Source organism: Proteus sp. G2626, from assembly GCF_009915985.1.
In the GTDB taxonomy this organism is placed as follows: domain Bacteria; phylum Pseudomonadota; class Gammaproteobacteria; order Enterobacterales; family Enterobacteriaceae; genus Proteus; species Proteus vulgaris.
Genome location: NZ_JAABNH010000009.1, coordinates 403,302 through 426,439, shown reverse-complemented (window position 1 = coordinate 426,439; position 23,138 = coordinate 403,302). Strand labels below are relative to the sequence as shown.

Genomic DNA, 23,138 nt, shown 5'->3' with positions numbered 1-23,138 from the left:
TTAAAAAACGAATTCACTGTAATGATGCTGATTGTGGCAGAGTATGCTCTCCAAATCGATTAGCAACAAGAAATGCCACTAAACTGAATAACAGTGACGGAACAATAGGGTGGAATCCTGCGATTTGAATATTAAATGTGGCGAGAGTTGCATAGAGTGTGGCACCTGTGATCATACCCGCAATCGCGCCATAACGATTCGCTTTATCCCAATAAAGACCAAGAACTAAAGGCCATAAGAACACTGCCTGTAAACCACCGAAAGCAAGTAAATTAAGCCAGATTATCATTGATGGTGGGTCCCATGCAGCAAACAGCAGTAATACACCTAAAATTAAGGTCGAAAGACTGGATAAACGGGCTATACGCTTTTCATTTGTGATCGCGTGAGGGGCAAGATTAAGATAAAGATCTTTGACCAAAGTTGCTGATGATTGTAAAAGCTGAGCGTTAATCGTTGACATAATGGCAGCCATAGGGGCCGCAAGGAAAATACCAGCAGCAAAAGGCGGTAATACATCAACCATTAATGTTGGGATCACCTGATCGGGAACGGTAAGATTAGGAATGAGCGCCCGACCTAATGCACCCGCAAAGTGCATACCAAACATTAAGAGAGACATCACGATAGTGCCAATGATGATCCCTTTGTGCATGGCTTTACTGTCTTTATAAGAGATGCAACGTACCGCAGTATGCGGCAAGCCTATTACACCAAAACAGACTAGCACCCAGAATGAAGCCATAAAAGGCCCCGTTAGAATGCCATCTGCACCTTGAGGTGAGGTTAATGCAGGATCGATGGCATTGAGTTTTTGTATCGCAACATCCAAGCCACCTGCTTTATAGATAATGGCAACCAGCAGGATAAAGGTGCCAAGTAGCATCACAAGGCCTTGTAAAGCATCGTTTAATACGCTGGCTCTAAATCCACCGATTGCGGTATACAGTGCAATGGAGATCCCAAAAATAAGCAAACCAAACTCATAAGGGATACCAGCTGCGGTTTCTAATAAACGTGCGCCTCCGATAAACTGTACTGTCATGGCACCAACAAAGGCAACTAATAGACTTAAGCTGGCAAACCAAACAAGAAAACGACTTTTGTAACGTGCATATAGCATGTCATTTAAGGTTACGGCATTATAACGGCGGGCTAAAATGGCAAACTTTTTCCCCAAGACCCCTAGAGAAAGCCAAATTGCAGGTAGCTGGATCATTGAGAGTAATACCCAACCGATACCGTATTTATAAGCAGCGCCAGGCCCACCAATAAAAGAACTCGCACTGACGTAAGTGGCGGTAATGGTCATGGCTAACACAAAGCCTCCCATTGACCGATTACCTAAAAAATATTCATTGAGAAACTCGCCTTTTTCGCGTTTACGATAGGCGTATGCTGAGAGGAGAAAAACCAGCAAAAGGTAGCCAACCAATGGCACAATAACCTCAATTTGCATCGTCATGCTTATCTCCTAATGGCATATCTTTGAAGAAGTAACGCACCATCAAATAGCACAGCAAAAAAAACAAAACAGGCAAAAATAAACATGAAAGCTCAAACCAAATAGGTAAACCTGTAATGCCAAGTGTGTTATCCGGTAAATAGGCGGTAACCAACCAACCCAACAAATAGATAAAAGTTAAAATAAGGGCTAAAAGGGCTTCTTTGTGGGCCTGAACAAAACGTTTGTCCATCTGTTCTCCCAATTTTAATAGGGTTAAAAATGAATGGATGGATTGTACGGGAAAGTGAGTATTGATTCAGTGAAAAATTAGTCATAAGGTCACTGATGAATTCTAAAAATAATTATCTTATTGTTTTTAAATGGATTATAACCTTGTCTCTGTTGAGTGTTATGAGAGAAATAAAACTCTCTAAAGGGTTTCCGATTAAATACTCATCAGAAGATCAGCAATAAAAAAGGCATAGTGATTAAACTATGCCTTTTCTGGTTAAGTGAGGAGGATTACTTCTCAGTTAAACCTAAACGCTTTTCAAGGTAGTGAATATTTGTACCACCTTTTTGGAATTGCTCATCATTCATAATGAACTGGTGCAGTTCAATATTGGTTTTGATACCGTCAATGATAAGTTCTGCCAGGGCATTTTTCATCCGAGAGATCGCGATTTCGCGTGTTTCACCGTAAGTGATCAATTTACCAATCATTGAATCATAGTGAGGCGGAACAGTATAACCTGCGTAAATATGCGATTCCCAACGTACGCCAAATCCACCCGGTGAGTGGAAGCGAGTGATCGTTCCAGGGCTCGGCATGAATGTTTTTGGATCTTCTGCGTTGATACGGCATTCTACAGCATGACCATGAACGTTAACTTGCTCTTGTGTTACTGATAAAGGTAAGCCAGATGCAATACGTAACTGTTCTTTAATTAAGTCGATGCCAGTGATCATCTCAGTTACTGGATGTTCTACCTGAATACGGGTGTTCATCTCAATAAAGTAGAATTCACCATTTTCATACAGGAATTCGAAGGTACCCGCACCGCGATAGCCGATTTCAATACAGGCGTTCGCACAGCGTTCACCAATATTTTTACGAATTTCAGGAGTGATACCTGGTGCTGGTGCTTCTTCAACCACTTTTTGGTGACGGCGTTGCATTGAACAATCACGTTCAGCCAAATAGATAGCATTACCTTGACCATCAGCCATGACTTGAATTTCGATATGGCGTGGGTTTTCAAGGTATTTTTCCATGTATACCATGTCGTTGCTAAATGCGGCTTTTGCTTCCGCACGCGTCATTGTAATGGATTGTTCCAGATCTTTTTCAGAACGAACAACCCGCATACCACGTCCACCACCGCCACCAGAGGCTTTGATGATAACTGGGTAGCCAATACGTTTAGCAATTTCGATATTTTTTGCCGAGTCGTTACCTAAAGGACCATCTGATCCTGGTACACAAGGAACACCTGCTTTTTTCATCGCTTCGATAGCCGAAACTTTGTCACCCATCAGGCGGATGGTTTCAGCTTTTGGACCGATAAAAATAAAGCCAGAGCGTTCAACTTGCTCTGCAAAATCAGCATTTTCAGATAGGAAGCCGTATCCTGGATGGATAGCTTGTGCGCCACTGATCTCTGCTGCTGCAATGATTGCAGGGATATTTAGGTAACTTTTTGCTGAAGCAGCGGGACCAATACAGATAGTCTCGTCTGCCAGCAGAACGTGTTTTAAATCACGGTCTGCCGTGGAGTGAACTGCAACTGCTTTGATCCCAAGCTCTTTACATGCTCTTAGGATACGCAGTGCTATCTCACCACGGTTGGCAATGAGGATTTTTTCTAGCATGGACCTGCCTCGTTATTCGATAACAAAGAGTGGAGCGTCAAACTCAACGTTGTCGCCATCTTGGCAAAGGATAGATTTAACAACACCCGCTTTGTCAGATTCAATCTGGTTCATCATTTTCATTGCTTCAACGATGCACAGAGTATCGCCGACATTGACTTGCTGACCGACTTCAACAAATTTCTTAGCTTCAGGGCTTGGTGAGCGATAGAACGTTCCGACCATTGGTGAATGAACAACGTGACCGCTAATTTCTTGCGTTGGTGTAGCTGCTGGTGTTTCTGGCGCTACAGGCGCAACTGCATTTGCTAATGCAGGTTGAGGTGCCGCTGGTGCCGCAAAATATTGCTGAGGAGCCATTTGACCTTGTAGGCCAGAGTTACGACTAATACGTACTGACTCTTCACCTTCAGAAATTTCCAGTTCAGAAATGCCAGACTCTTCGACTAGCTCGATCAGTTTTTTAATTTTACGAATATCCATGAGTTGATTCCGTACTCTTTTTGATGTTTTTTATTAAGACAAGCGGCTGACCGCTGCCTGTAAAGCAAACCGATAACCTTCTGCACCTAATCCACAGATTACGCCTGTTGCGATATCAGAGAGATATGAATGGTGGCGGAAAGGCTCTCGACTGTAGACATTGGATAGGTGAATTTCAATAAATGGAATATTCACCCCTAATAATGCATCACGCAGCGCAACACTGGTATGCGTGAAAGCGGCTGGGTTGATTAATATGTAATCGACATTTCCCCGAGCTGCATGAATTTTATTTATCAGCTCAAATTCAGCATTCGACTGAAAATGGCTGAGTTTCACATTTAATGCCTGAGCATCTGCTGACAAACTTTGAACGATATCATCCAGAGTTAAGTGTCCGTAGGTTTCCGGCTCTCTTGTTCCAAGCAGGTTTAAATTCGGACCATTCAGGAGCAAAATATGAAAATTTTCCGACATTATGCTTCTATCTCCGTCAATTCGTCAACGAAATGACAAAATAACCTGTGCTTTTCGTTTTGTCATCTTTTATTGTATCCAATGTTACGATACATATCACAAAGTCCGACATTATAGACATTTCACAGAAGATAACAGCAAAATACTGGTCTAATCAGGGAAGGAAGGGTTTATTTTGATGAAAAGTTAAAAGTTTTTACGGGATTGTAAACGTCTGAAAGTGAAATAAACAAGCGATTAAAAAATAATCATAACATCACGTTATTTATTGATGTCACTGGAAATCTGTGCTTCTTTGAGATAGATCCTCAATATATGTTGCAAATGTGATCTGCATCACAAATTAACATCCATTTCACACGAAAAGAAGTTTATTCTGGCATTAAATGAGGTGAATTAATGCCAGAAATAAGCAGATAAAATCTCTAAATTAGAGCTTTACTAAGGTTCTTCCTGTGACTTGATTATCCATAATCATTTGGGCATAACGTGGAACTTCATCAAGTGCGATTTCTGTCATCGCCTGTTGATAGAACGTTTCTGGCAGTAATTTCAGTAAACGTTGCCAAACTTGGGCACGTTTTTCTGCAGGGAAATAAACAGAATCGACACCCTGCAAGCGAACATTACGTAAAATAAAAGGCATCACGGTTGTTGGTAAAGAGAAACCTCCCGCTAACCCACAAGCCGCTACTGTGCCGTTATAGTTTGTTTGTGACAGAATATTGGCAAGAATTTGCCCACCTACGGTATCAATTGCACCTGCCCAGCGTTGCTTATCTAAAGCTCTTCCCGCGGGTTCAAATTCTTCACGAGTGATAATATTTTTGGCACCAAGTTTGCGTAAATAGTCATGATTACTTGCTCTGCCACTTAGTGCGGTAACTTGATAACCTAATGCTGTTAGTAAACTAATGGCGGTACTTCCGACACCACCGCTGGCTCCAGTGACTAAAATATCACCACTTTCAGGAGTGACACCGCCTTGCTCTAGTGCCATTACACAAAGCATCGCGGTAAAACCCGCAGTCCCAATTATCATGGCATTTTTTAAAGAAAGCCCTTCAGGTACAGCGGTGAGCCAATCACCTTTTACACCTGCTTTTTGAGCAAGGCCTCCCCAGTGATTTTCACCTACTCCCCAGCCGGTTAATAAAACATGTTGGCCAATATGAAAACGAGGATCTTCACTATGATGAACGACACCTGAAAAATCGATACCTGGAACCATTGGGAGTTGGCGCAATATTTTTCCTTTTCCAGTGATCGCTAATCCATCTTTATAATTGAGTGTAGAGTAATGGATATCGACAATAACTTCATGAATAGGCAGTTTTTTTTCATCGATATCTTGCACATTGGCATTGAGTTTATCGTCTTGCTGTTCAACTATTAATGCTTTCATCTTGACCCCTTATCGATTTCTATTTGTTTCATGATAAGTGATTTTTTAGATCTCGTCGTGATTGCGCACAATATCTATTGTAATAATGAGACAAATAATCCTTTTTTAGTGTATAAACGGGGATTCTACGTTTATTGGTACAGAGATTATTCTGAGTTTTATATCTTGGTTATTAGATAATACCGTTAATGTTTGATGATGGGATAAAATAAGCATTTCCCTTTGTGACTCGAAATAAAGATAATGCATTGTTTTTGAAGTATTCGAGGTGGGTACTTTGATTATTTTCTCCGTCAAGTTTTGTCGGTGAAACACTATTTAATATCAATAGAGACAGAGTGCTTATTTAAATGAATAAATTTTATTTGAACTTGCAGTGATGCTTTTGAGTCACAGTTTGGCAACGAAGTGAGATTTTTCTTTATTGATATAAGCGTTGTTTGTATTGTTACATAAGTTAAATATGAATAGCGTAGGATTGAAATTATGCGTTAATCGTTCTAATTAGCCCATTTTTATGCAGTTTTTTTCTGCTCCAATTGGGAAAAGTAACGTAGAATATTGTGCCTTTATGATTATTTACGTGTCCACTTTAATCTAAGTAGTGAATCGCGCCTTGTCGCTGCTTATTGTGGTTGATAGAGTAGACGGATTTTTCCGTCCCGGCTTGCAGGATTATCCTTTCGTATGTTTAAAAAATTTCGTGGCATGTTTTCCAACGATTTGTCTATTGACTTGGGTACCGCCAATACCCTTATTTATGTCAAAGGGCAGGGTATTGTTCTCGATGAACCCTCCGTTGTCGCTATTCGTCAAGATCGCGCTGGCACATCAAAAAGTGTTGCTGCTGTAGGGCATGAAGCCAAACAGATGTTAGGGCGTACACCTGGGAATATCGCTGCTATCCGTCCAATGAAGGACGGTGTGATTGCTGATTTTTATGTAACCGAAAAAATGCTTCAGCACTTCATAAAACAGGTTCATAACAATAGCTTTATGCGTCCAAGTCCTCGTGTATTGGTTTGTGTTCCTGTTGGGGCAACTCAAGTAGAACGTAGAGCTATTCGTGAATCTGCATTAAGTGCGGGTGCTCGCGAAGTATTTTTAATTGAAGAGCCTATGTCTGCGGCAATTGGTGCAGGTTTACCTGTTTCTGAAGCAACAGGCTCAATGGTGGTTGATATCGGTGGTGGTACAACAGAAGTTGCAGTTATTTCATTAAATGGTGTGGTTTACTCCTCTTCTGTCCGTATCGGAGGGGACCGTTTTGATGAAGCCATCATTAACTATGTGCGTCGTAACTATGGTTCACTGATTGGTGAAGCAACTGCTGAGCGTATTAAGCACGATATTGGTTCTGCTTATCCTTCCGATGAAGTTAATGAAATTGAAGTTCGTGGTCGTAACCTTGCAGAAGGTGTACCTCGTAGCTTTACATTAAACTCTAATGAAATCCTTGAGGCATTACAGGAGCCATTAACGGGTATCGTCAGCGCGGTTATGGTTGCATTAGAGCAATGTCCGCCAGAATTGGCGTCTGATATTTCAGAGCGAGGCATGGTATTAACGGGAGGCGGTGCGTTATTACGTAACCTTGACCGTTTGTTAATGGAAGAAACTGGTATTCCTGTAATTGTTGCTGAAGATCCATTGACTTGTGTTGCGCGTGGCGGTGGTAAAGCATTAGAAATGATCGATATGCACGGTGGCGATCTGTTTAGCGAAGATTGAGATTAATTCTAACAAGGGAGAATGGATTCCCCCTTGGTGAGAATATTAACACCTGTTCTTTTACTTCTCCGTGTGAGTGATCTTAGAGTTTATGAAGCCAATTTTTAGTCGGGGCCCTTCCCTGCAACTAAGATTAATAATCGCCGTGGTTATTGCTATCTCTTTATTGATTGCTGATAACCGTATTGGTGCATTTTCTAAAGTCCGCCAGTATCTTGATACTGCTGTTAGTCCCTTCTATTTTCTTGCAAATGGTCCACGTCGTTTTCTTGATCAAATTTCTGAAACGTTTGCAACACGTGAGCGTTTACAATTTGAAAATCAGGCTTTGAGAAAAGAGTTGTTAGTTCGCAGTGGCGAAAGCCAATTATTAGAGCAATTTAAGCAAGAGAATGCCCGTTTACGAGAATTACTTGGTTCACCTCTTCGTCAAAATGAACAAATGACAGTTACACAAGTTTTATCTGGTAATAGTACGCCTTATCGAGATCAAGTGGTTATTGATAAAGGAACCAATGATGGCGTCTATGAAGGACAACCTGTTATTAGTGATAAAGGCGTGGTAGGTCAAGTCATTGCCGTAAGTGAGCTCACGAGTCGAGTACTATTAATTTGTGATACTTCTCATGCATTACCAGTACAAGTTTTACGCAATGATATTCGTGTGATTGCTTCTGGTGCGGGGTGTGCTGATGATTTATTGCTAGAAGCTTTACCTGCTAATATTGATATTCGTGTAGGTGATGTTTTAGTAACATCGGGACTTGGTGGACGTTTTCCTGAAGGATATCCAGTTGGTGTTGTTGCTTCTGTTAAGGTTGATAATCAACGCGCTTACTCTGTGATTAATGTTCGTCCTTCTGCTGAATTACAACGTTTACGTTATTTACTTTTATTATGGAATGCATCAGATAAAACTGGAGAACCTCCGTTGCCTTCAGAGGTGTATCACGCGGCGAATGAGCGTTTAATGCAACTGATGCCACAAGTTCTTCCTAATTATGAACAAGCTGGGCCTCCGCTCCCTCGTTCTATGTCTCAAGAGCCATTAGAGAATACGCCAGAGGCAAGTAACAAGAATCCACCGCCGGTCTCAACACCTGCTACACCTAGTACAACAAGAAGTAGGTAACCTCGATGAATCCTTATCAAAGTCGTGGACGTTGGATTGTTTGGCTCTCTTTTCTTATCGCATTAGTTTTACAAATTATGCCATGGCCAGAACAATTAGAAGTGTATCGACCTATTTGGCCAATGTTGTTTCTAATTTATTGGATAACGGCTATTCCTCATCGTGTCAGTGTCGGAACTGCATTTGTATTAGGTATGATTATGGACCTAGTCCAAGGAACGACCTTGGGTGTTAATGCGTTGGCCTATACGTTAGTGAGTTATGTGATTGCTTTCAAATATCAGCTTTTTTGTAATTTAGCTTTATGGCAACAAGCACTGGTGGTGATGTTAAGTGTTGTCGTTGTCGATCTCGCTGTATTTTGGGCAGAATTTTTACTTTCACCCGTGACTTTTCACCCTCAAGTATTCTGGAATAGCCCAGTCAGTGGTATTCTTTGGCCATGGCTTTATTTTTTACTTCGCAAAGTCCGTCACCAGTTTTCAGTTCACTAAGTTAATTGGCTCATGGCGGCTTTTTGCGTTACCGTCATGAGGATATTATCTGTGACCACGCTTTATCTTGCATCCAGCTCACCAAGAAGACGTGAACTTCTCGCGTTATTAGATGTTGAATTTAGTATTATCACACCGGCTATTGATGAAATTTGGCAACAAGGTGAAACACCAGAAGATTATGTCCTTCGTTTGGCGAAAGAAAAATCACAAGAAGGTGTGCGACAAGCACCCTATGATTATCCTGTTTTAGGCTCTGATACCATTGTGGTTTATGATGGTCATATTCTTGAAAAACCGCGTGATAAAGCCCATGCAGCACAAATCTTACGCTCGCTTTCAGGTGCAACTCATCAAGTGATGACGGCAATTGCGGTCTCTGATAGCACACATACATTGAGTCAATTAGTTGTCACGCACGTCACTTTTAGAAAGATGACAGAGGGTGAGATTAGCGCGTATATTGAGTCAGGAGAGCCAATGGATAAAGCTGGTGCTTACGGTATTCAAGGAAAAGGAGGCCGTTTCGTTCAACGGATTGAGGGGAGTTATCATGCTGTTGTCGGATTGCCACTTGTTGAAACCGAAGCATTGATAGCTCAATTTTCGTCTCTAGCTAATGAGAAGGATATTTCATGACAGCAGAGTTATTAGTGAATGTGACGCCATCTGAAACTCGTGTTGCTTATATTCGCGGAGGCATACTTCAAGAAATTCATGTCGAAAGAGAAGCGAAACGAGGTATCGTCGGAAACATCTACAAAGGTCGGGTAAGTCGCGTATTACCCGGGATGCAAGCTGCATTTATTGACATCGGGCTAGATAAAGCCGCTTTTCTACATGCTTCTGATATTATGCCTCACACTGAATGTATTGCAGGTGAAGAGCAGAAGAAATTTAATGTTCGTGATATTGCGCAATTAGTCCATCAAGGCCAAGATTTAATTGTACAAGTGGTTAAGGATCCTCTCGGAACCAAAGGTGCCCGACTGACCACCGATATTACGTTACCTTCTCGTTACTTAGTTTTTATGCCTGGAGCCTCTCATGTGGGAGTTTCTCAACGAATTGATAGTGAAGAAGAACGTGAACGCTTAAAACAATTGGTTGAAGAATATTGCGATGAAAATGGCGGTTTTATTATTCGTACTGCCGCTGAAGGAGTAGGTGAGCACGAAATTAAACAAGATGCCGCTTTTCTTAAACGCTTATGGAATAAAATTATTGAGCGCAAGAAAAGAAATAAAACCCGCATTCAAATTTATGGTGAGTTGGCTTTAGCACAACGTATTTTACGTGACTTTGCTGGTTCTGAATTAGATAGCATACGTGTTGATTCTAAATTAACGTATCATCAACTACAGGAATTTATTGGTGAATATATTCCTGAGTTAACTGCTAAGCTTGAATTGCATCAAGGGAACCAACCTATTTTTGATCTCTATGGTGTTGAAAATGAAATTCAACGAGCTTTAGAGCGTAAAGTGGAATTGAAGTCAGGCGGTTATCTGATTATTGATCAAACTGAGGCAATGACCACTATTGATATCAATACGGGAGCATTTGTTGGTCACCGAAATTTAGAAGAAACCATTTTTAATACTAATATTGAAGCAAGCCAAGCTATTGCTCGACAATTACGGTTACGTAATTTAGGTGGCATCATTATTATTGACTTTATTGATATGAATAATGATGAACATAAACGCAGGGTGTTGGCATCGCTTGAACAAGCACTAAGTAAAGATAGGGTGAAAACAACAATTAACGGTTTTTCTCAACTCGGCTTAGTGGAAATGACACGTAAAAGAACACGAGAAAGCCTTGAACATGTGCTTTGTGATGATTGCCCAACTTGTCAAGGACGAGGTACGGTAAAATCAGTCGAAACAGTCTGCTATGAAATTTTGCGTGAAATAGTGCGTGTACATAAAACAATTGATGCGGATAGATTCCTAGTTTATGCCTCTACAGCAGTTGCTGAAGCCTTAAAAGGTGATGAATCTCATGCATTAGCTGAGGTTGAAATTTTCGTGGGTAAACAAGTAAAAGTGCAAACTGAGCTACTTTATAGTCAGGAGCAATTTGATGTGGTGATGATGTAATGGATTCGCCTTCCTAATGAATATGATGGCAGAAAGGAGACAAGAATGAAGCGGCTGCCTAACTACCTGTTAGTTATAACAGTTTTTTGCCTCATCGTTTTTGCCTTGGTGTTAAGCGGGTTTCGCTATTTTCTGCCTCGTTTAGATAATTATCGCCCTGAAATAGAAACGTATTTAACAAAGCAACTCAATAGCCCTGTCTCAATGACGAAAATCAGAGGGACGTGGCAGAATTTTGGCCCAGATATTCAAGTCGATGGGCTGAATATTACTAACAAAGATGTGAACGTTACGGTAGAAAAAGTGACTTTTTCTTTTGATGTATGGCGTTCATTATTCACTCTTCGTCCTCATTTTCGTGAACTCACCTTTAAACGGTTATATGTTGATTATCAACGTCCCATTTTTACAGGGCAAAGTGGTGATATTACGTTAACTGAACCTGATGATATCTCTTCACTTTTCCTTGAACAGTTTGACCGTTTTAAACTGGTTGAAAGCCGTTTTGTTTTTTTAACGCCATCGGGGGATACCAGTACACTGCATGTACCTGAATTGATGTGGTTAAACAAAAAAAATCGTCACCGTGCTCAAGGTGAGATCACGCTTGATACACCAATAAATCACTATGGCGGTTTAAAGGTACGTCTTGACCTGTATACCACAAATAAAGGCTTAATTGATAACGGCAAGGTATTTCTTACCGCAGATGAAATTGATATCTCACCCTGGCTTAGCCAGTGGGTAAAAAAGAATAGTGGATTAGGTGAAGCGAAAGCCAGCTTATCTAACTGGATTGATATTACCCACGGACGGATTACGGGAAGCCAATTACAAATTCATCAAGGTGAGATGGATTGGAGTAGCGATGGAACTTCGCACATATTAAATGTTGAAGATTTAATATTACGTATGAGAAGGCAAGAGAATGGTTGGCTTGCTGATATCCCTTATACCCGAAAAATCACAATGGATGGTGAGGAATGGCCTGATGGCTATTTAGCTGTGCTTTATCAACCTAAAGAAAAACAGCATGATGAAGCATGGCGTATTCGTGCCAAAAATATTGAGTTAGATAGGCTGTATGCCGTATTACCGTTATTCTCATTTTTAACACCAGATTTTGTGCGTCAATGGCAGTATCGACAATTTTCAGGCATGGTTAATGATTTTGCCTTAGATCTTACTCCCGAAAACTTTGAGAAAAGTTTGATTAAACTCTCCTGGGAAAATGTCGGCTGGAAACGTTGGCAAGAGATCCCATCAGTACAACATTTCAGTGGGCAATTAAAAGGAAGTGTGCAAAATGGCGAACTTAGCTTTGCCTTAGCGGACAGTCAAATAGATACCGGTGATTTATTTAAAGCCCCACTGAATATAGAAAAAGGGAAAGGCACGGTTTATTGGCAACATTCTGGAGACAGCTTATCTCTTTGGAGTAAAGGGGTCGATATTCAAGCAACATCTGCATGGGTAGCGGGTGATTTTCGTTATGAGAAACAAGGTGAAGATCAGCAACTTTCCATATTGTCTGGTGTAAGAGTCACAAATGCCGGCGATACATGGCGTTATCTGCCTGAGAAGTATGTAGGTAAAGAACTGACTCAGTATCTTTCAGATGCGATTATTGCGGGTAATATCGATAATGGAACATTTATTTTTCATGGTGATCCAGCCGATTTTCCTTTTGATAATCATAAAGGTTGGTTTCAAGTTTATGCGCCAGTGAAACAGGCTACGTTCAAATTTGATAGTGAATGGCCAGCATTATTTGATCTCGATATTAATTTAGATTTTAAAAATGATGGTTTATGGATGTCATCGTCAAAAGCCAAAGTAGGGAACGCGGTCGCTACAAATTTAAGTGCGGTGATTGAACGTTATCAACAGGAAAAAATCTTAATTAACGCAGATATTCAAGCAACAGGTGATGAACTGAAAGCGTATTTCTTAGATTCTCAAATGGCGAGTATTGGGCATACTCTTGAAGAGCTTAACGTTGCCGGAAAAATTAATGGCACATTGAAGCTCGATATTCCTTTTGATGGTGATGATGTCGTTGCGTCAGGTGAGATTAATTTAAAAAATAATGATGTCACTTTAAATTTTATGGATACCACATTAAAGGGGGTTAGCGGGCAATTCCGTTACCATAATGACAAACTTGAAAGTGATATATTAACGGCCAATTGGTTTGGTCAGCCACTCGTATTTTCATTTAAAAGCCACAATACTGCGGATAATTATCAAGTGGATGTCGGCTTAAAAGGTCAGTGGGATATTCAAAAAATTCAGGGGTTACCTAGCGATATTCAGCAGAAATTGAGTGGAGTATTTCCTTGGAATGGTAACGTTAATGTTAAAATCCCCGAACAAGGGGATGTCGATTATCAAGTCGACTTAACGGGGAATATTAATTCATTAAAAAGTAAATTAACAGTACCTGAAACTCAGGATCTAAAAAACTCACCGCCTATTGTGATTTCAGCAAGCGGTAATAGTGAAACTTTAACTGTGAATGCTAACGCTGAAAAACAGTGGAAACTCAATAGCCAATGGGGGTTAGGTAAACAACTTCGTTTATTACAAGGTAACCTTGTTTCTTCTACCCTCAAATTACCTGAGTTAAGCCCACAACAGCGTTTAACCATTGCTCTTAAAGGACTCGATGGTGATAAATGGTTACCGACATTAATCGCATTTTCATCATTAACACCTTCTGAAAATGCAGTGAGTTTCCCTGATAATGTACATATCAGCTTACCTGATTTAAATTTTGCAGGGCAAAAATGGAATAACCCACAAACTGAAATTATGCGAGTTAATGATGGCGTAAAATTGGCATTCTCAGGAAGTGAATTACGAGGCGATGTGTTTATTCCTGAAACCTCGGTACCTTGGCTAGTTAATATTAATTATCTCTATTTTAATGGTGCTTCCTCTTCTCAAGAAGAAAAACCGTTAAAAATGGCCAATATTCCTGATCCTAATGGATTGAAGTTTTCAGTGAAAAATATCCCTTCTATTGATTTTGAGTGCCGAGAGTGTTGGATCAATGGCTTACTCCTAGGGAAAATTAAAGGCTCGTTAAAACAAAACAAGGGCGCTTTATTTTTAACTGACGGTAAATTAGAAAATAGCAGTGGTGAACTTAATGTTAATGGCGAGTGGTCTGAAGATCTGGACGGAAATAACACCACAAAATTAACAGGTAAGCTTAAAGCTGATGAAATTGATGAAATGGCAGCTTATTTGGGGTATATCGTTCCTATTTTGCAATCTCCTCTTTCCGCCGATTTTTCATTACAGTGGCATGATACACCATGGAATTTTAATATCGTGAGATTAAATGGTGATATCAAATCGGTTTTAGGCAAAGGGCGCATAGAGAAAGTGGATGTAGGACAAGCGGGTAAATTACTGCGACTAGTGAGTTTTGATGCGCTTTTACGTAAATTGCAGTTTGATTTTAGAGATACTTTCAGTGAGCATTTTGAATATGATTCGATTAAAAGTGAAATTACGATTAATCAAGGTATTATGAATGCAGAGAGTGTTCGTGTTGATGGTGTTATTGCTGATATTGCGATAAGTGGGAAAGTGGATTTACTCGAACGTAAAATGGATCTACAAGTTGTCGTCACCCCAGAAATTTCAGCTACAGTTGGTGTTGCCACAGCTTTCGCAATAAACCCAATTGCAGGCGCCGCAGTATTTGCGGCATCAAAGGTGCTGGGGCCACTTTGGAGTAAGATTTCAGTTATCCGTTATCATGTGACCGGCACTATGGAACAACCCAAAATTGACGAAGTACTGCGTCAGCTTAAGGAGAATCAGGCGTTATGAAAAAAGTTAATGTCGCACTTTTGCAACTTTGTAGCGGAAAAAACACAAAAAATAATCTGGCGCAAATCGAGCAACAGATTAAGCAATTACCCGATTCAGTGAAGCTGGTATTAACACCTGAAAATGCGTTACTTTTTTCGAACGCTAAAGATTACCATAAACACGCTGAAATTCAGGGCGATGGGCCGTTACAAAATGCCATTGCTAAAATGGCCCAGCGTTACAAAGTGTGGATCTTAGTGGGCTCTATGCCTTTGGTTAGTCGTGACTCTCCTGATCAAATTACCAGCAGTAGTTTGGTCTTTGATGATGAAGGTGTTATCCGTGCTCGTTATGACAAAATTCATATGTTTGATGTGAGTATTGACGATGAGCAAGGGGAATATAATGAATCTTCTATTTATCAACGTGGTGAACGCCTAACCGTGGTTGATACTCCTGTCGGAAAGCTAGGCTTAACTATCTGTTATGACCTCCGTTTCCCTGGTATTTTCCAAGCATTAAGAGAGAAAGGTGCCGAGATTATCTCTGTACCAGCAGCTTTTACTCGTTTAACGGGAAAAGCACACTGGGAGCCGTTGTTACGTGCTCGTGCGATTGAGAATCAGTGTATTATTTTAGCGCCTGCACAAGTGGGTACACATGATACGCGCCGGACTTGGGGTCATACCATAGCTATTGATGGTTGGGGAAAGGTCTTGAAAAAGAACCCTGATGCCGTTAGTGCGCTAACACTCAATATTGGTGTCGAGAGTTTACATGGTATGCGTGAACAGATACGGGTCGTGAAACATAACCGCTTTCGCCCGAAACTGACCCACTTAATCAAAAAAATTAAGGATAAAGAAGAATTATGAGTTTAGCTGTTGTCAGCGAAAGTCTGTTGGAAGCAAACAAACTTAGTTTAGATGATTTAGCATCAACACTAGAGCAGCTTGCACAGCGTCAAATTGATTATGGTGATCTTTATTTTCAATCAAGTTACCACGAAGCTTGGGTACTTGATGATCAGATTATTAAAGATGGCTCTTATAATATTGACCAAGGGGTTGGTGTCAGAGCAATTTATGGCGAAAAAACCGGTTTTGCTTATGCTGACCAATTAACGCTTAATGCACTTAATCAAAGTGCGCATGCTGCGCGAAGCATTGTTCAGGCTAAGGGGAATGGTCGTATCCATACTTTAGGTGCTATTCAACATTCTCCGCTGTACAGCTTAAATGATCCGTTACAAAGCCTTTCTCGTGAAGAGAAAATTGCACTATTACATGAAGTAGATAAAGTCGCACGTGCTGAAGATAAGCGTGTTAAACAGGTTAATGCCTCATTAACGGGTGTTTATGAACATGTGCTTGTGGCCGCAACCGATGGCACGTTAGCGGCCGATGTACGCCCTTTAGTTCGCCTTTCTGTTAGCGTGCTGGTGGAAGAAGACGGCAAACGTGAACGCGGTGCCAGTGGTGGTGGCGGTCGTTTTGGTTATGACTACTTCTTAACGAACGTTGGTGGTGAAAGCCATGCCGTAACTTATGCGCGTGAAGCTGTGCGTATGGCATTAGTGAACTTATCTGCAATAGCCGCACCTGCGGGAACAATGCCTGTGGTATTAGGCGCGGGATGGCCGGGGGTATTATTGCATGAGGCTGTGGGGCATGGTTTAGAAGGTGATTTTAACCGTCGTGAAACCTCTGTATTTTCAGGACGTCTTGGTGAAAAGGTCACTTCTGAGCTTTGTACTATTGTTGATGATGGCACAATTGAAGGGCGTCGTGGCTCTATTGCCATTGACGATGAAGGTGTTCCAGGTCAATACAATGTCTTAATCGAAAACGGTATCTTAAAAGGTTATATGCAAGACAAGATGAACGCTCGTTTAATGGGCGTTGCACCGACGGGAAATGGTCGTCGTGAGTCTTATGCACATCTTCCTATGCCTCGTATGACCAATACTTACATGCTAGCGGGTAAATCGTCACCAGAAGAAATTATTGCAAGTGTTGATCGCGGTATTTATGCACCTAACTTTGGTGGCGGTCAGGTGGATATCACATCAGGTAAATTTGTTTTCTCAACCTCAGAAGCTTATTTAATCGAGAATGGCAAAATAACAAAACCAATTAAAGGGGCCACGCTGATTGGCTCAGGTATTGAAGCCATGCAGCAAGTCTCAATGGTGGGTAACGATCTCGCATTAGATAAAGGCGTCGGTGTTTGTGGTAAAGAGGGGCAAAGCTTGCCTGTTGGTGTAGGGCAGCCAACCTTAAAGCTTGATAAAATTACTGTAGGTGGTACGGCTTAATTATTGCTATCGTTATCTATACGTATTTATTAAACTCCATCTCTTGATGGAGTTTTTTTATTCTAGCGACAATGAAGGTGCAAATTTATGGGCAAGCGTTTATTACCAGTTATTATTGTTATTGCGGTTTTATTTGGTGTTCTTTATAAGGGGTTACTGCCTGAAAATAAAACATCAGTATCTTCATCTTCTACCTCTATTTCATCATTACCTCATAATAGCACCGATAAGCCGGCACAAATCCCACTGTCTATTGATGAAAAAACGCAAGCTAACGCAGTGGCTAACTATTTACAACGTCATCAGCAACTACCTGATTTTTATCTCACTAAAAAAGAAGCCAGAGAAAAAGGTTGGAATGCAAAAGCGGGTAATTTATGTGATGTATTACCAGGAAAGGCGATCGGTGGCGATCGCTTTATGAACCGTGAAAAACAGCTACCTGAAGAAGCAGGACGCCTGTGGTATGAAGCTGATGTAAATTATCAATGTGGTCATCGAGGTAGTGACAGATTACTCTATTCGAATGATGGGCTGATTTATATCACCACCGATCATTACCGTACAATGACAAAGGTGGCTCCTTAATGAAACAGGTTATTTTTGATTTTAAGATGCTGGCAGATAGAGACGCTTTTTATCGGGATTTTGCACTGCAATTTCAGTTAGATGAGCATTTTGGCAATAACTTAGATGCATTATGGGATGCGTTAGTGGGGGACATTGAATTACCAGTAAAAATTATTTTCAAGCATTTACCTTACCATTCTAGCGATTTTCAACCTTTAGTAGCGTTAATGCAAGAAGCGCAAAACGAGCTAGGTAAAGCATTATTGAGCTTTAGTTGTGAGCATAACAGTCAAAAATAGCAAAATATAGAAACAGGCACCTGAAAATCGCAGTGGTGGTGTCGTTTTACACTGCGTTTTCAGGGGGATCAGGTATTATGCTGATTCTGATAAATCTTTGAGGTATTGAAACAATAAGCGGAATGATTTTGGTGGTTTATTCGTTTCTTTTTCTTTTTTAGCATTACGGATAAGTGTACGTAATTGCTGGCGATCAGCCATTGGGTAAAGAGCGACCACTTCTTCAATGACTTCATTACCCCCTTCGACAAGACGAATTCGCAGATCTTCAAGTTTATGTAGCACTAAGATCTGTTGGTTGTGGCGGTTTTTTAGTTTATCAAGTGCTTGGCGTATCGGCTCTTCGTCCACATTACGTAATAATTTTCCAATATATTGAATTTGGCGGCGACGTGCTTCACGCTGTACTTTTTGTGCTAATTGAATAGAGGCTAATAATTTCTCATCTAATGGTATACGCTCTAATTCTTGCGCACTTAATTCAACTAATTCAGTACCCAATTTTTTGAGTGCTTCAGCATCACGTTTAATTTCGCTTTTGCTGACCCAGATAATTTCTTCCTCTTCTTCCTCTTCTGACGAGGTATCGTCAAATTCAGGGTTGAGGTAATGCCACTCTTCAGGCTGCTTTGCCATAATAAAAATTCCTGTTGCAGAGTAAGCCGGGAGTGTGATTTGGTGAATGACCAAAAGCCCGACGGGTGATAACATTCATATATCTTCTATTGTAACTGGGAAAATCGCTTGTTGACCACCTGTCAATTGATTTACTTTGCTAAAAATAAGTAAAAAGTGATGTTCTCCTTAGGAAAAATGGTTCTCAATGAATAATTCAGATCAGGTAAAACAGCTTGAAGACGCCGTCTCGCTTGCATTAGAGCTGGCAGCAAAACAGTGTGATGGGGCTGAAGTCGCTATTAATAAATCAACGGGTATTAGTGTTAGTACCCGCTATGGTGAAGTTGAAAATGTTGAATTTAACAGTGATGGTGCGCTAGGCATTACGGTTTATCAACAACAACGTAAAGGTAGCGCATCTTCAACAGACTTGAGTGCTGATGCGATTAAACGCGCAGTACAAGCTGCGGTAGATATTGCGCGTTATACCTCTGTTGATCCTTGTGCAGGCCCTGCTGATAAAGAGTTATTAGCATTTGATGCTCCTTTTCTTGATCTTTACCATCCTACTGATGTGACTGCGGATAAGGCAATAGAGTTAGCCTCAAGAGCAGAAAAAGCTGCTTTAGACAGTGATAGTCGTATTATTAATACAGAAGGCGGTAGCTTTAATAGTCACAGTGGAACCCGTGTATTTGGTAATAGTCTTGGTTTATTAAAAAGTTATTCATCTTCACGTTATTCTATGTCGAGTTGTGTCATTGCTCGTGATGGTGAGGATATGGAGCGTGATTATGCGTACACCATTAGTCGCCGCTTTGAAGGTCTAGAATCACCTGAATGGGTAGGAAAAGAGTGTGCTCGCCGTACGTTATCTCGACTTGCACCTCGTAAACTCTCTACGATGAAAGCCCCAGTTATTTTTGCCGCTGATGTTGCAACGGGGATTTTTGGCCATTTAGTCGCTGCAATCAGCGGTAGCATGATTTATCGTGGATCTTCTTGTCTATTAGATAGTTTAGGTAAACAAATTTTCCCTCAATGGCTCAATATTCAAGAGCGCCCTCATATGTTGAGTGGTTTAGCATCAACACCTTTTGATAGTGAAGGTGTGCGTACAATAGATGCTGAAATTATTAAAGATGGTGTATTACAAGAGTGGCTGTTAACAACCTATTCAGCAAGAAAATTAGGGTTAAAAAGTAATGGGCATGCAGGTGGGATCCATAACTGGTATATCCCAGGACAAGGTTTATCGTTTGATGCTCTGTTAAAAGAGATGGGAACAGGCCTTGTTGTTACAGAATTGATGGGACAAGGTGTCAGTACAGTAACCGGTGACTATTCTCGCGGTGCTAGCGGTTTTTGGGTTGAAAATGGTGAAATTCAGTACCCTGTCAGTGAAGTGACTATTGCAGGTAATTTAAAAGAGATGTGGGCGAACATTGCCACTATGGGGGACGATATTGAGAAACGCAGTAATATTCAGTGTGGCTCTTTATTGTTACCAGAAATGAGTATTGCGGGCGAGTAAATTTTAGATACCTTCTCTACCTTTAATCTCAGCCCGTGATGGGCTGAGATATCGCGTTTATCGGTGTGCTTTTCAAATTGAGAAGATAAAAAATAAGACGCGAACCTTCAGCTCTGCTTAACGGTGTAATTCACCAGCAGCTTCAGGTTGGTATAGAATTTCTAGTACTTTAACTTTCGTTTCAAGGCCATTAGGCAACTTCCAACTGATCTCGTCATTAATTGCCAAACCCAGTAACGCAGCACCCATTGGTGCCATAACTGAAAGTTCAGTAGTGCTGTCTTTTAATGAAGCGGGGTACACTAAAGTACGAGTACGCTCTTCATTATTTTTTAAGTCCATAAAGCGGACTTTACTGTTCATTGTGACAATGTTAGCAGGGATATCAGCTGGTGTAACAATGTCAGCACGATCTAATTCTTCATTCAAGGCTTCAGCAATGGGGCTATCTGCAAAGGCCGGTTGCTCTAGCAATGAATCTAAACGTTCAGCATCAAGTTCGTTGATGATAATTGTTGGCTTTGTCATACCACACTCCAATTTATTCCAATGCAAAACAACACCCCCACGGGTGAGGTGGGGGTGTTGTTAAACTCATATAAGAGATAATAGGCGGTTCTGTATAAAAAAGAAAGAGACCATGATCACAGTCTCTTTCGGGTTATTTAGTTAAGAAACGCTACTCTATTGTTTTCTATTACGATTATTCTTCATCAAACCCTGATTCAAATAATGCAATAATCGCATCAATAGCTTCATTTTCGTCGCTACCTGTCACTTCTATATCAATTTGACTGCCTTGCTCTGAATCTAACATCAGCATAGCAATCACACTATCTGCTTGCGCTTCAACACCTTCGTTATTGCGTAAAATCACTGTTGATTGAAATGTTTTCACTAAATCAAACAACTTCATTGCAGGCCGTGCATGTATGCCAAGTCGATTTTTTATCGCAACTTGTCGGTGTTGGGTCATTTGCGTTTTTCTAGTGTTCTGTGTCGTGATTGTACGTTTTTCCCTCTAGAGCGGAAATAGTCGGCGAGTTGCTCTGCAACATAAACAGAACGGTGTTTGCCTCCTGTACAACCAATCGCGACTGTTAGATAGCTACGGTTATTGGTTTCTAACATCGGCAACCAGAGTTCAAGATAGCTTCTGGTTTGATAAATAAAGTTATGAACTTCAGTGTGTCTATCTAAAAATGCCGCAACAGGGCGATCAAGGCCCGTCATCGGGCGCAGTTTAGGATCCCAATGTGGATTCGGTAAGAAACGCACATCAAAAACATAATCTGCATCAATAGGAATACCATGTTTAAATCCAAAGGATTCAAAGACCATCGTTAATTCACGCTCGCGCTTACCTAATAAGCGAGTACGTAACATTTCTGCGAGCTCATGAACGGACATTTCTGACGTATCAATGATAAGATCTGCTCGTGATCGCAATGGCTCAAGCAGATCACTTTCGGTATCAATAGCCATTTCTAATGAAAGGTTTTTGGTCGAAAGTGGGTGTAAACGTCGTGTATCACTATAACGACGAATTAAGGTATTTCTATCTGCGTCTAAAAATAAGAGTTGTGGAGAATATTCAGCGGGTAAACTTTCCAGCGCTTTCTCGAAGATCTCCGGCGACTCTGGCATATTTCGGACGTCAATACTGACAGCGGCAGCAGAAGCATCACGTTCAGCCAGTGTTTTTGCGAGCTCAGGTAAAAGATCAACAGGCAAGTTATCAACACAATAAAATCCCATGTCTTCAAGCGCACGCAAAGCAACTGACTTACCTGAACCAGAGCGTCCGCTGACTATCATCAGCACCATGAGGTAGCTCCCTATAATTTCCCAGTGATGAATATCATTCCACTGTATGCTATTCGCGTCCCAACAAACCCGTAGGGGTTATTCTGTGATAATCTGATAAAGCTCTTCATCACTTTGTGCGGAGCGTAGTCGGCGACATAAATTTTTGTCTGCCAACTGTTTTGCAATCAAAGACAGTGTGTGTAAATGTTCCTTACATTGTGTTGCAGGAACGAGTAATGCGAACAACAAATCGACAGGTTGATTATCAATAGCGTCGAAGGCAATAGGTTCGCTTAAGTGAAGAAACACACCAACTACTTTTTCTGTTTCATCACTTTCAATACGTCCATGAGGGATAGCTAACCCCCCCCCAATCCCTGTTGTACCGACTTTTTCGCGCGTCAATAAGGCTTCAAATATCAGTGTTTCGGGTAAATTAAGTGCTTTTGCTGCGTTTTCACTGATAATTTCTAACGCGCGCTTTTTACTCGTGCAGTGTACATCATTATGCGTACATGCCAGAGAAAGTACGTCGCTAATATTCATCTTTGTATCGTTGTTCATTGTCTTATTCACTTAGACCAGCAAACCAGATGTCACAAGGTGGCATCTGGTTTTTTGTTACTGATATTGATTAGGCGTTGGCTTGAACCGAGTCATAAACAACGCAGTAACTTCGCCGATTGTATCCCCATTTCACAATGGGAAATGAATTAATGTTGTCTCAGTTTATCTTTGTGTTTGGTTAATTGACGAGCCAGTTTATCCATCAATCCATCAATTGCTGCGTACATATCTTCTGCTTCAGCAGAGGCATGTAATTCACCGCCATTAACTTGAATGGTCGCTTCAGCGATTTTATTCACTTTTTCGACTTTCAGGATAACCTGAACGTTATTAATTTTGTCAAAGAACTGAGGTAATTTCGCGCTTTTTGCTTTGACGGTCTCACGCAGAGCATCAGTTAATTCAATGTTATGACCAGTGATTTGAAGTTCCATAGTGTCTTCCTTCTCA

At 40.9% G+C, this 23,138-nt stretch carries 23 protein-coding genes; 11 read left to right on the top strand and 12 right to left on the bottom strand.

The annotated features are described in order from the left end of the window. Nucleotides 1-13 precede the first annotated feature (13 nt). The 6 genes from panF to acuI all read right to left on the bottom strand — a co-directional run bounded on the left by panF (nucleotide 14) and on the right by acuI (nucleotide 5,684). On the bottom strand, nucleotides 14-1,459 hold the full coding sequence (gene panF / locus GWJ05_RS06285) for a sodium/pantothenate symporter (RefSeq protein ID WP_036938694.1): 1,446 nt from the start codon (nucleotides 1,457-1,459) through the stop codon (nucleotides 14-16). Further along, nucleotides 1,449-1,697: a YhdT family protein gene (locus tag GWJ05_RS06280; RefSeq protein WP_036933100.1), complete on the bottom strand. Its 249-nt coding sequence runs from the start codon at nucleotides 1,695-1,697 to the stop codon at nucleotides 1,449-1,451. Before GWJ05_RS06280 ends, panF begins: the two co-directional genes overlap by 11 nt. 272 nt (nucleotides 1,698-1,969) lie before the next feature. After that, nucleotides 1,970-3,319: an acetyl-CoA carboxylase biotin carboxylase subunit gene (gene accC, locus GWJ05_RS06275; RefSeq protein ID WP_036933098.1), complete on the bottom strand. Its 1,350-nt coding sequence runs from the start codon at nucleotides 3,317-3,319 to the stop codon at nucleotides 1,970-1,972. Between the two features lie 12 nt (nucleotides 3,320-3,331). Next, nucleotides 3,332-3,802, bottom strand: a complete 471-nt coding sequence (accB, locus tag GWJ05_RS06270; protein ID WP_036933097.1) for an acetyl-CoA carboxylase biotin carboxyl carrier protein — start codon at nucleotides 3,800-3,802, stop codon at nucleotides 3,332-3,334. A 33-nt stretch (nucleotides 3,803-3,835) separates the two neighbouring features. Further along, the gene (aroQ, locus tag GWJ05_RS06265; protein WP_006535378.1) at nucleotides 3,836-4,279 is read right to left on the bottom strand and encodes a type II 3-dehydroquinate dehydratase; all 444 of its coding nucleotides are present in this window, start codon (nucleotides 4,277-4,279) and stop codon (nucleotides 3,836-3,838) included. 430 nt (nucleotides 4,280-4,709) lie between these two features. Continuing rightward, nucleotides 4,710-5,684 (bottom strand): acrylyl-CoA reductase (NADPH), encoded by a 975-nt coding sequence (gene acuI / locus GWJ05_RS06260; RefSeq protein ID WP_036933096.1) that lies wholly within the window; start codon nucleotides 5,682-5,684, stop codon nucleotides 4,710-4,712. A gap of 687 nt (nucleotides 5,685-6,371) precedes the next feature. On the opposite strand from acuI, the gene mreB reads away from it, so the two are divergent. The 10 genes from mreB (at nucleotide 6,372) to GWJ05_RS06210 (ending at nucleotide 18,160) form a co-directional block, all read left to right on the top strand. Then, on the top strand, nucleotides 6,372-7,415 hold the full coding sequence (mreB, locus tag GWJ05_RS06255) for a rod shape-determining protein MreB (protein WP_023582893.1): 1,044 nt from the start codon (nucleotides 6,372-6,374) through the stop codon (nucleotides 7,413-7,415). Between the two features lie 91 nt (nucleotides 7,416-7,506). Beyond that, nucleotides 7,507-8,547, top strand: a complete 1,041-nt coding sequence (gene mreC / locus GWJ05_RS06250) for a rod shape-determining protein MreC (protein WP_036933095.1) — start codon at nucleotides 7,507-7,509, stop codon at nucleotides 8,545-8,547. A 5-nt stretch (nucleotides 8,548-8,552) separates the two neighbouring features. Next, complete coding sequence (mreD, locus tag GWJ05_RS06245) at nucleotides 8,553-9,041, top strand: rod shape-determining protein MreD (protein WP_036933094.1); 489 nt, start codon at nucleotides 8,553-8,555, stop codon at nucleotides 9,039-9,041. Between the two features lie 51 nt (nucleotides 9,042-9,092). Further along, nucleotides 9,093-9,680 (top strand): Maf family protein, encoded by a 588-nt coding sequence (locus GWJ05_RS06240; protein WP_036933092.1) that lies wholly within the window; start codon nucleotides 9,093-9,095, stop codon nucleotides 9,678-9,680. Continuing rightward, nucleotides 9,677-11,146 (top strand): ribonuclease G, encoded by a 1,470-nt coding sequence (gene rng / locus GWJ05_RS06235; RefSeq protein WP_036933091.1) that lies wholly within the window; start codon nucleotides 9,677-9,679, stop codon nucleotides 11,144-11,146. The genes GWJ05_RS06240 and rng overlap by 4 nt, the downstream gene beginning before the upstream one ends. Nucleotides 11,147-11,191: 45 nt before the next feature. Next, a complete protein-coding gene (gene yhdP, locus GWJ05_RS06230; protein ID WP_161681183.1) occupies nucleotides 11,192-14,992 on the top strand; it encodes an AsmA2 domain-containing protein YhdP in 3,801 nt (1,266 codons plus the stop codon). Further along, nucleotides 14,989-15,849: a deaminated glutathione amidase gene (nit1, locus tag GWJ05_RS06225; protein WP_036933089.1), complete on the top strand. Its 861-nt coding sequence runs from the start codon at nucleotides 14,989-14,991 to the stop codon at nucleotides 15,847-15,849. The genes yhdP and nit1 overlap by 4 nt, the downstream gene beginning before the upstream one ends. Next, nucleotides 15,846-17,291: a metalloprotease TldD gene (gene tldD, locus GWJ05_RS06220; RefSeq protein WP_036933088.1), complete on the top strand. Its 1,446-nt coding sequence runs from the start codon at nucleotides 15,846-15,848 to the stop codon at nucleotides 17,289-17,291. Before nit1 ends, tldD begins: the two co-directional genes overlap by 4 nt. 87 nt (nucleotides 17,292-17,378) lie before the next feature. Next, on the top strand, nucleotides 17,379-17,879 hold the full coding sequence (locus GWJ05_RS06215) for a ribonuclease (protein WP_036933087.1): 501 nt from the start codon (nucleotides 17,379-17,381) through the stop codon (nucleotides 17,877-17,879). Next, the gene (locus GWJ05_RS06210) at nucleotides 17,879-18,160 is read left to right on the top strand and encodes a barstar family protein (RefSeq protein WP_103005007.1); all 282 of its coding nucleotides are present in this window, start codon (nucleotides 17,879-17,881) and stop codon (nucleotides 18,158-18,160) included. The genes GWJ05_RS06215 and GWJ05_RS06210 overlap by 1 nt, the downstream gene beginning before the upstream one ends. Nucleotides 18,161-18,235: 75 nt before the next feature. Here the strand turns inward: GWJ05_RS06210 and yjgA are convergent, their stop codons facing one another. Further along, complete coding sequence (gene yjgA / locus GWJ05_RS06205) at nucleotides 18,236-18,796, bottom strand: ribosome biogenesis factor YjgA (RefSeq protein ID WP_036938692.1); 561 nt, start codon at nucleotides 18,794-18,796, stop codon at nucleotides 18,236-18,238. 187 nt (nucleotides 18,797-18,983) lie between these two features. On the opposite strand from yjgA, the gene pmbA reads away from it, so the two are divergent. Then, nucleotides 18,984-20,312, top strand: coding sequence for a metalloprotease PmbA (gene pmbA / locus GWJ05_RS06200; protein WP_161681181.1), 1,329 nt, complete (start codon nucleotides 18,984-18,986; stop codon nucleotides 20,310-20,312). 117 nt (nucleotides 20,313-20,429) lie between these two features. Here the strand turns inward: pmbA and rnk are convergent, their stop codons facing one another. From rnk to hpf, 5 genes are all read right to left on the bottom strand, one after another. Then, entirely contained in the window at nucleotides 20,430-20,840 is a 411-nt protein-coding gene (gene rnk, locus GWJ05_RS06195; protein ID WP_036933082.1) for a nucleoside diphosphate kinase regulator, read from the bottom strand. 175 nt (nucleotides 20,841-21,015) lie between these two features. Continuing rightward, nucleotides 21,016-21,288, bottom strand: coding sequence for a PTS phosphocarrier protein NPr (npr, locus tag GWJ05_RS06190; RefSeq protein ID WP_036933080.1), 273 nt, complete (start codon nucleotides 21,286-21,288; stop codon nucleotides 21,016-21,018). Beyond that, on the bottom strand, nucleotides 21,285-22,139 hold the full coding sequence (gene rapZ / locus GWJ05_RS06185; protein ID WP_023582880.1) for an RNase adapter RapZ: 855 nt from the start codon (nucleotides 22,137-22,139) through the stop codon (nucleotides 21,285-21,287). The genes npr and rapZ overlap by 4 nt, the downstream gene beginning before the upstream one ends. Before the next feature lie 78 nt (nucleotides 22,140-22,217). Then, nucleotides 22,218-22,685: a PTS IIA-like nitrogen regulatory protein PtsN gene (gene ptsN / locus GWJ05_RS06180; protein ID WP_023582879.1), complete on the bottom strand. Its 468-nt coding sequence runs from the start codon at nucleotides 22,683-22,685 to the stop codon at nucleotides 22,218-22,220. Between the two features lie 149 nt (nucleotides 22,686-22,834). Next, nucleotides 22,835-23,122: a ribosome hibernation promoting factor gene (gene hpf / locus GWJ05_RS06175; RefSeq protein ID WP_036933079.1), complete on the bottom strand. Its 288-nt coding sequence runs from the start codon at nucleotides 23,120-23,122 to the stop codon at nucleotides 22,835-22,837. Nucleotides 23,123-23,138 lie beyond the last annotated feature (16 nt).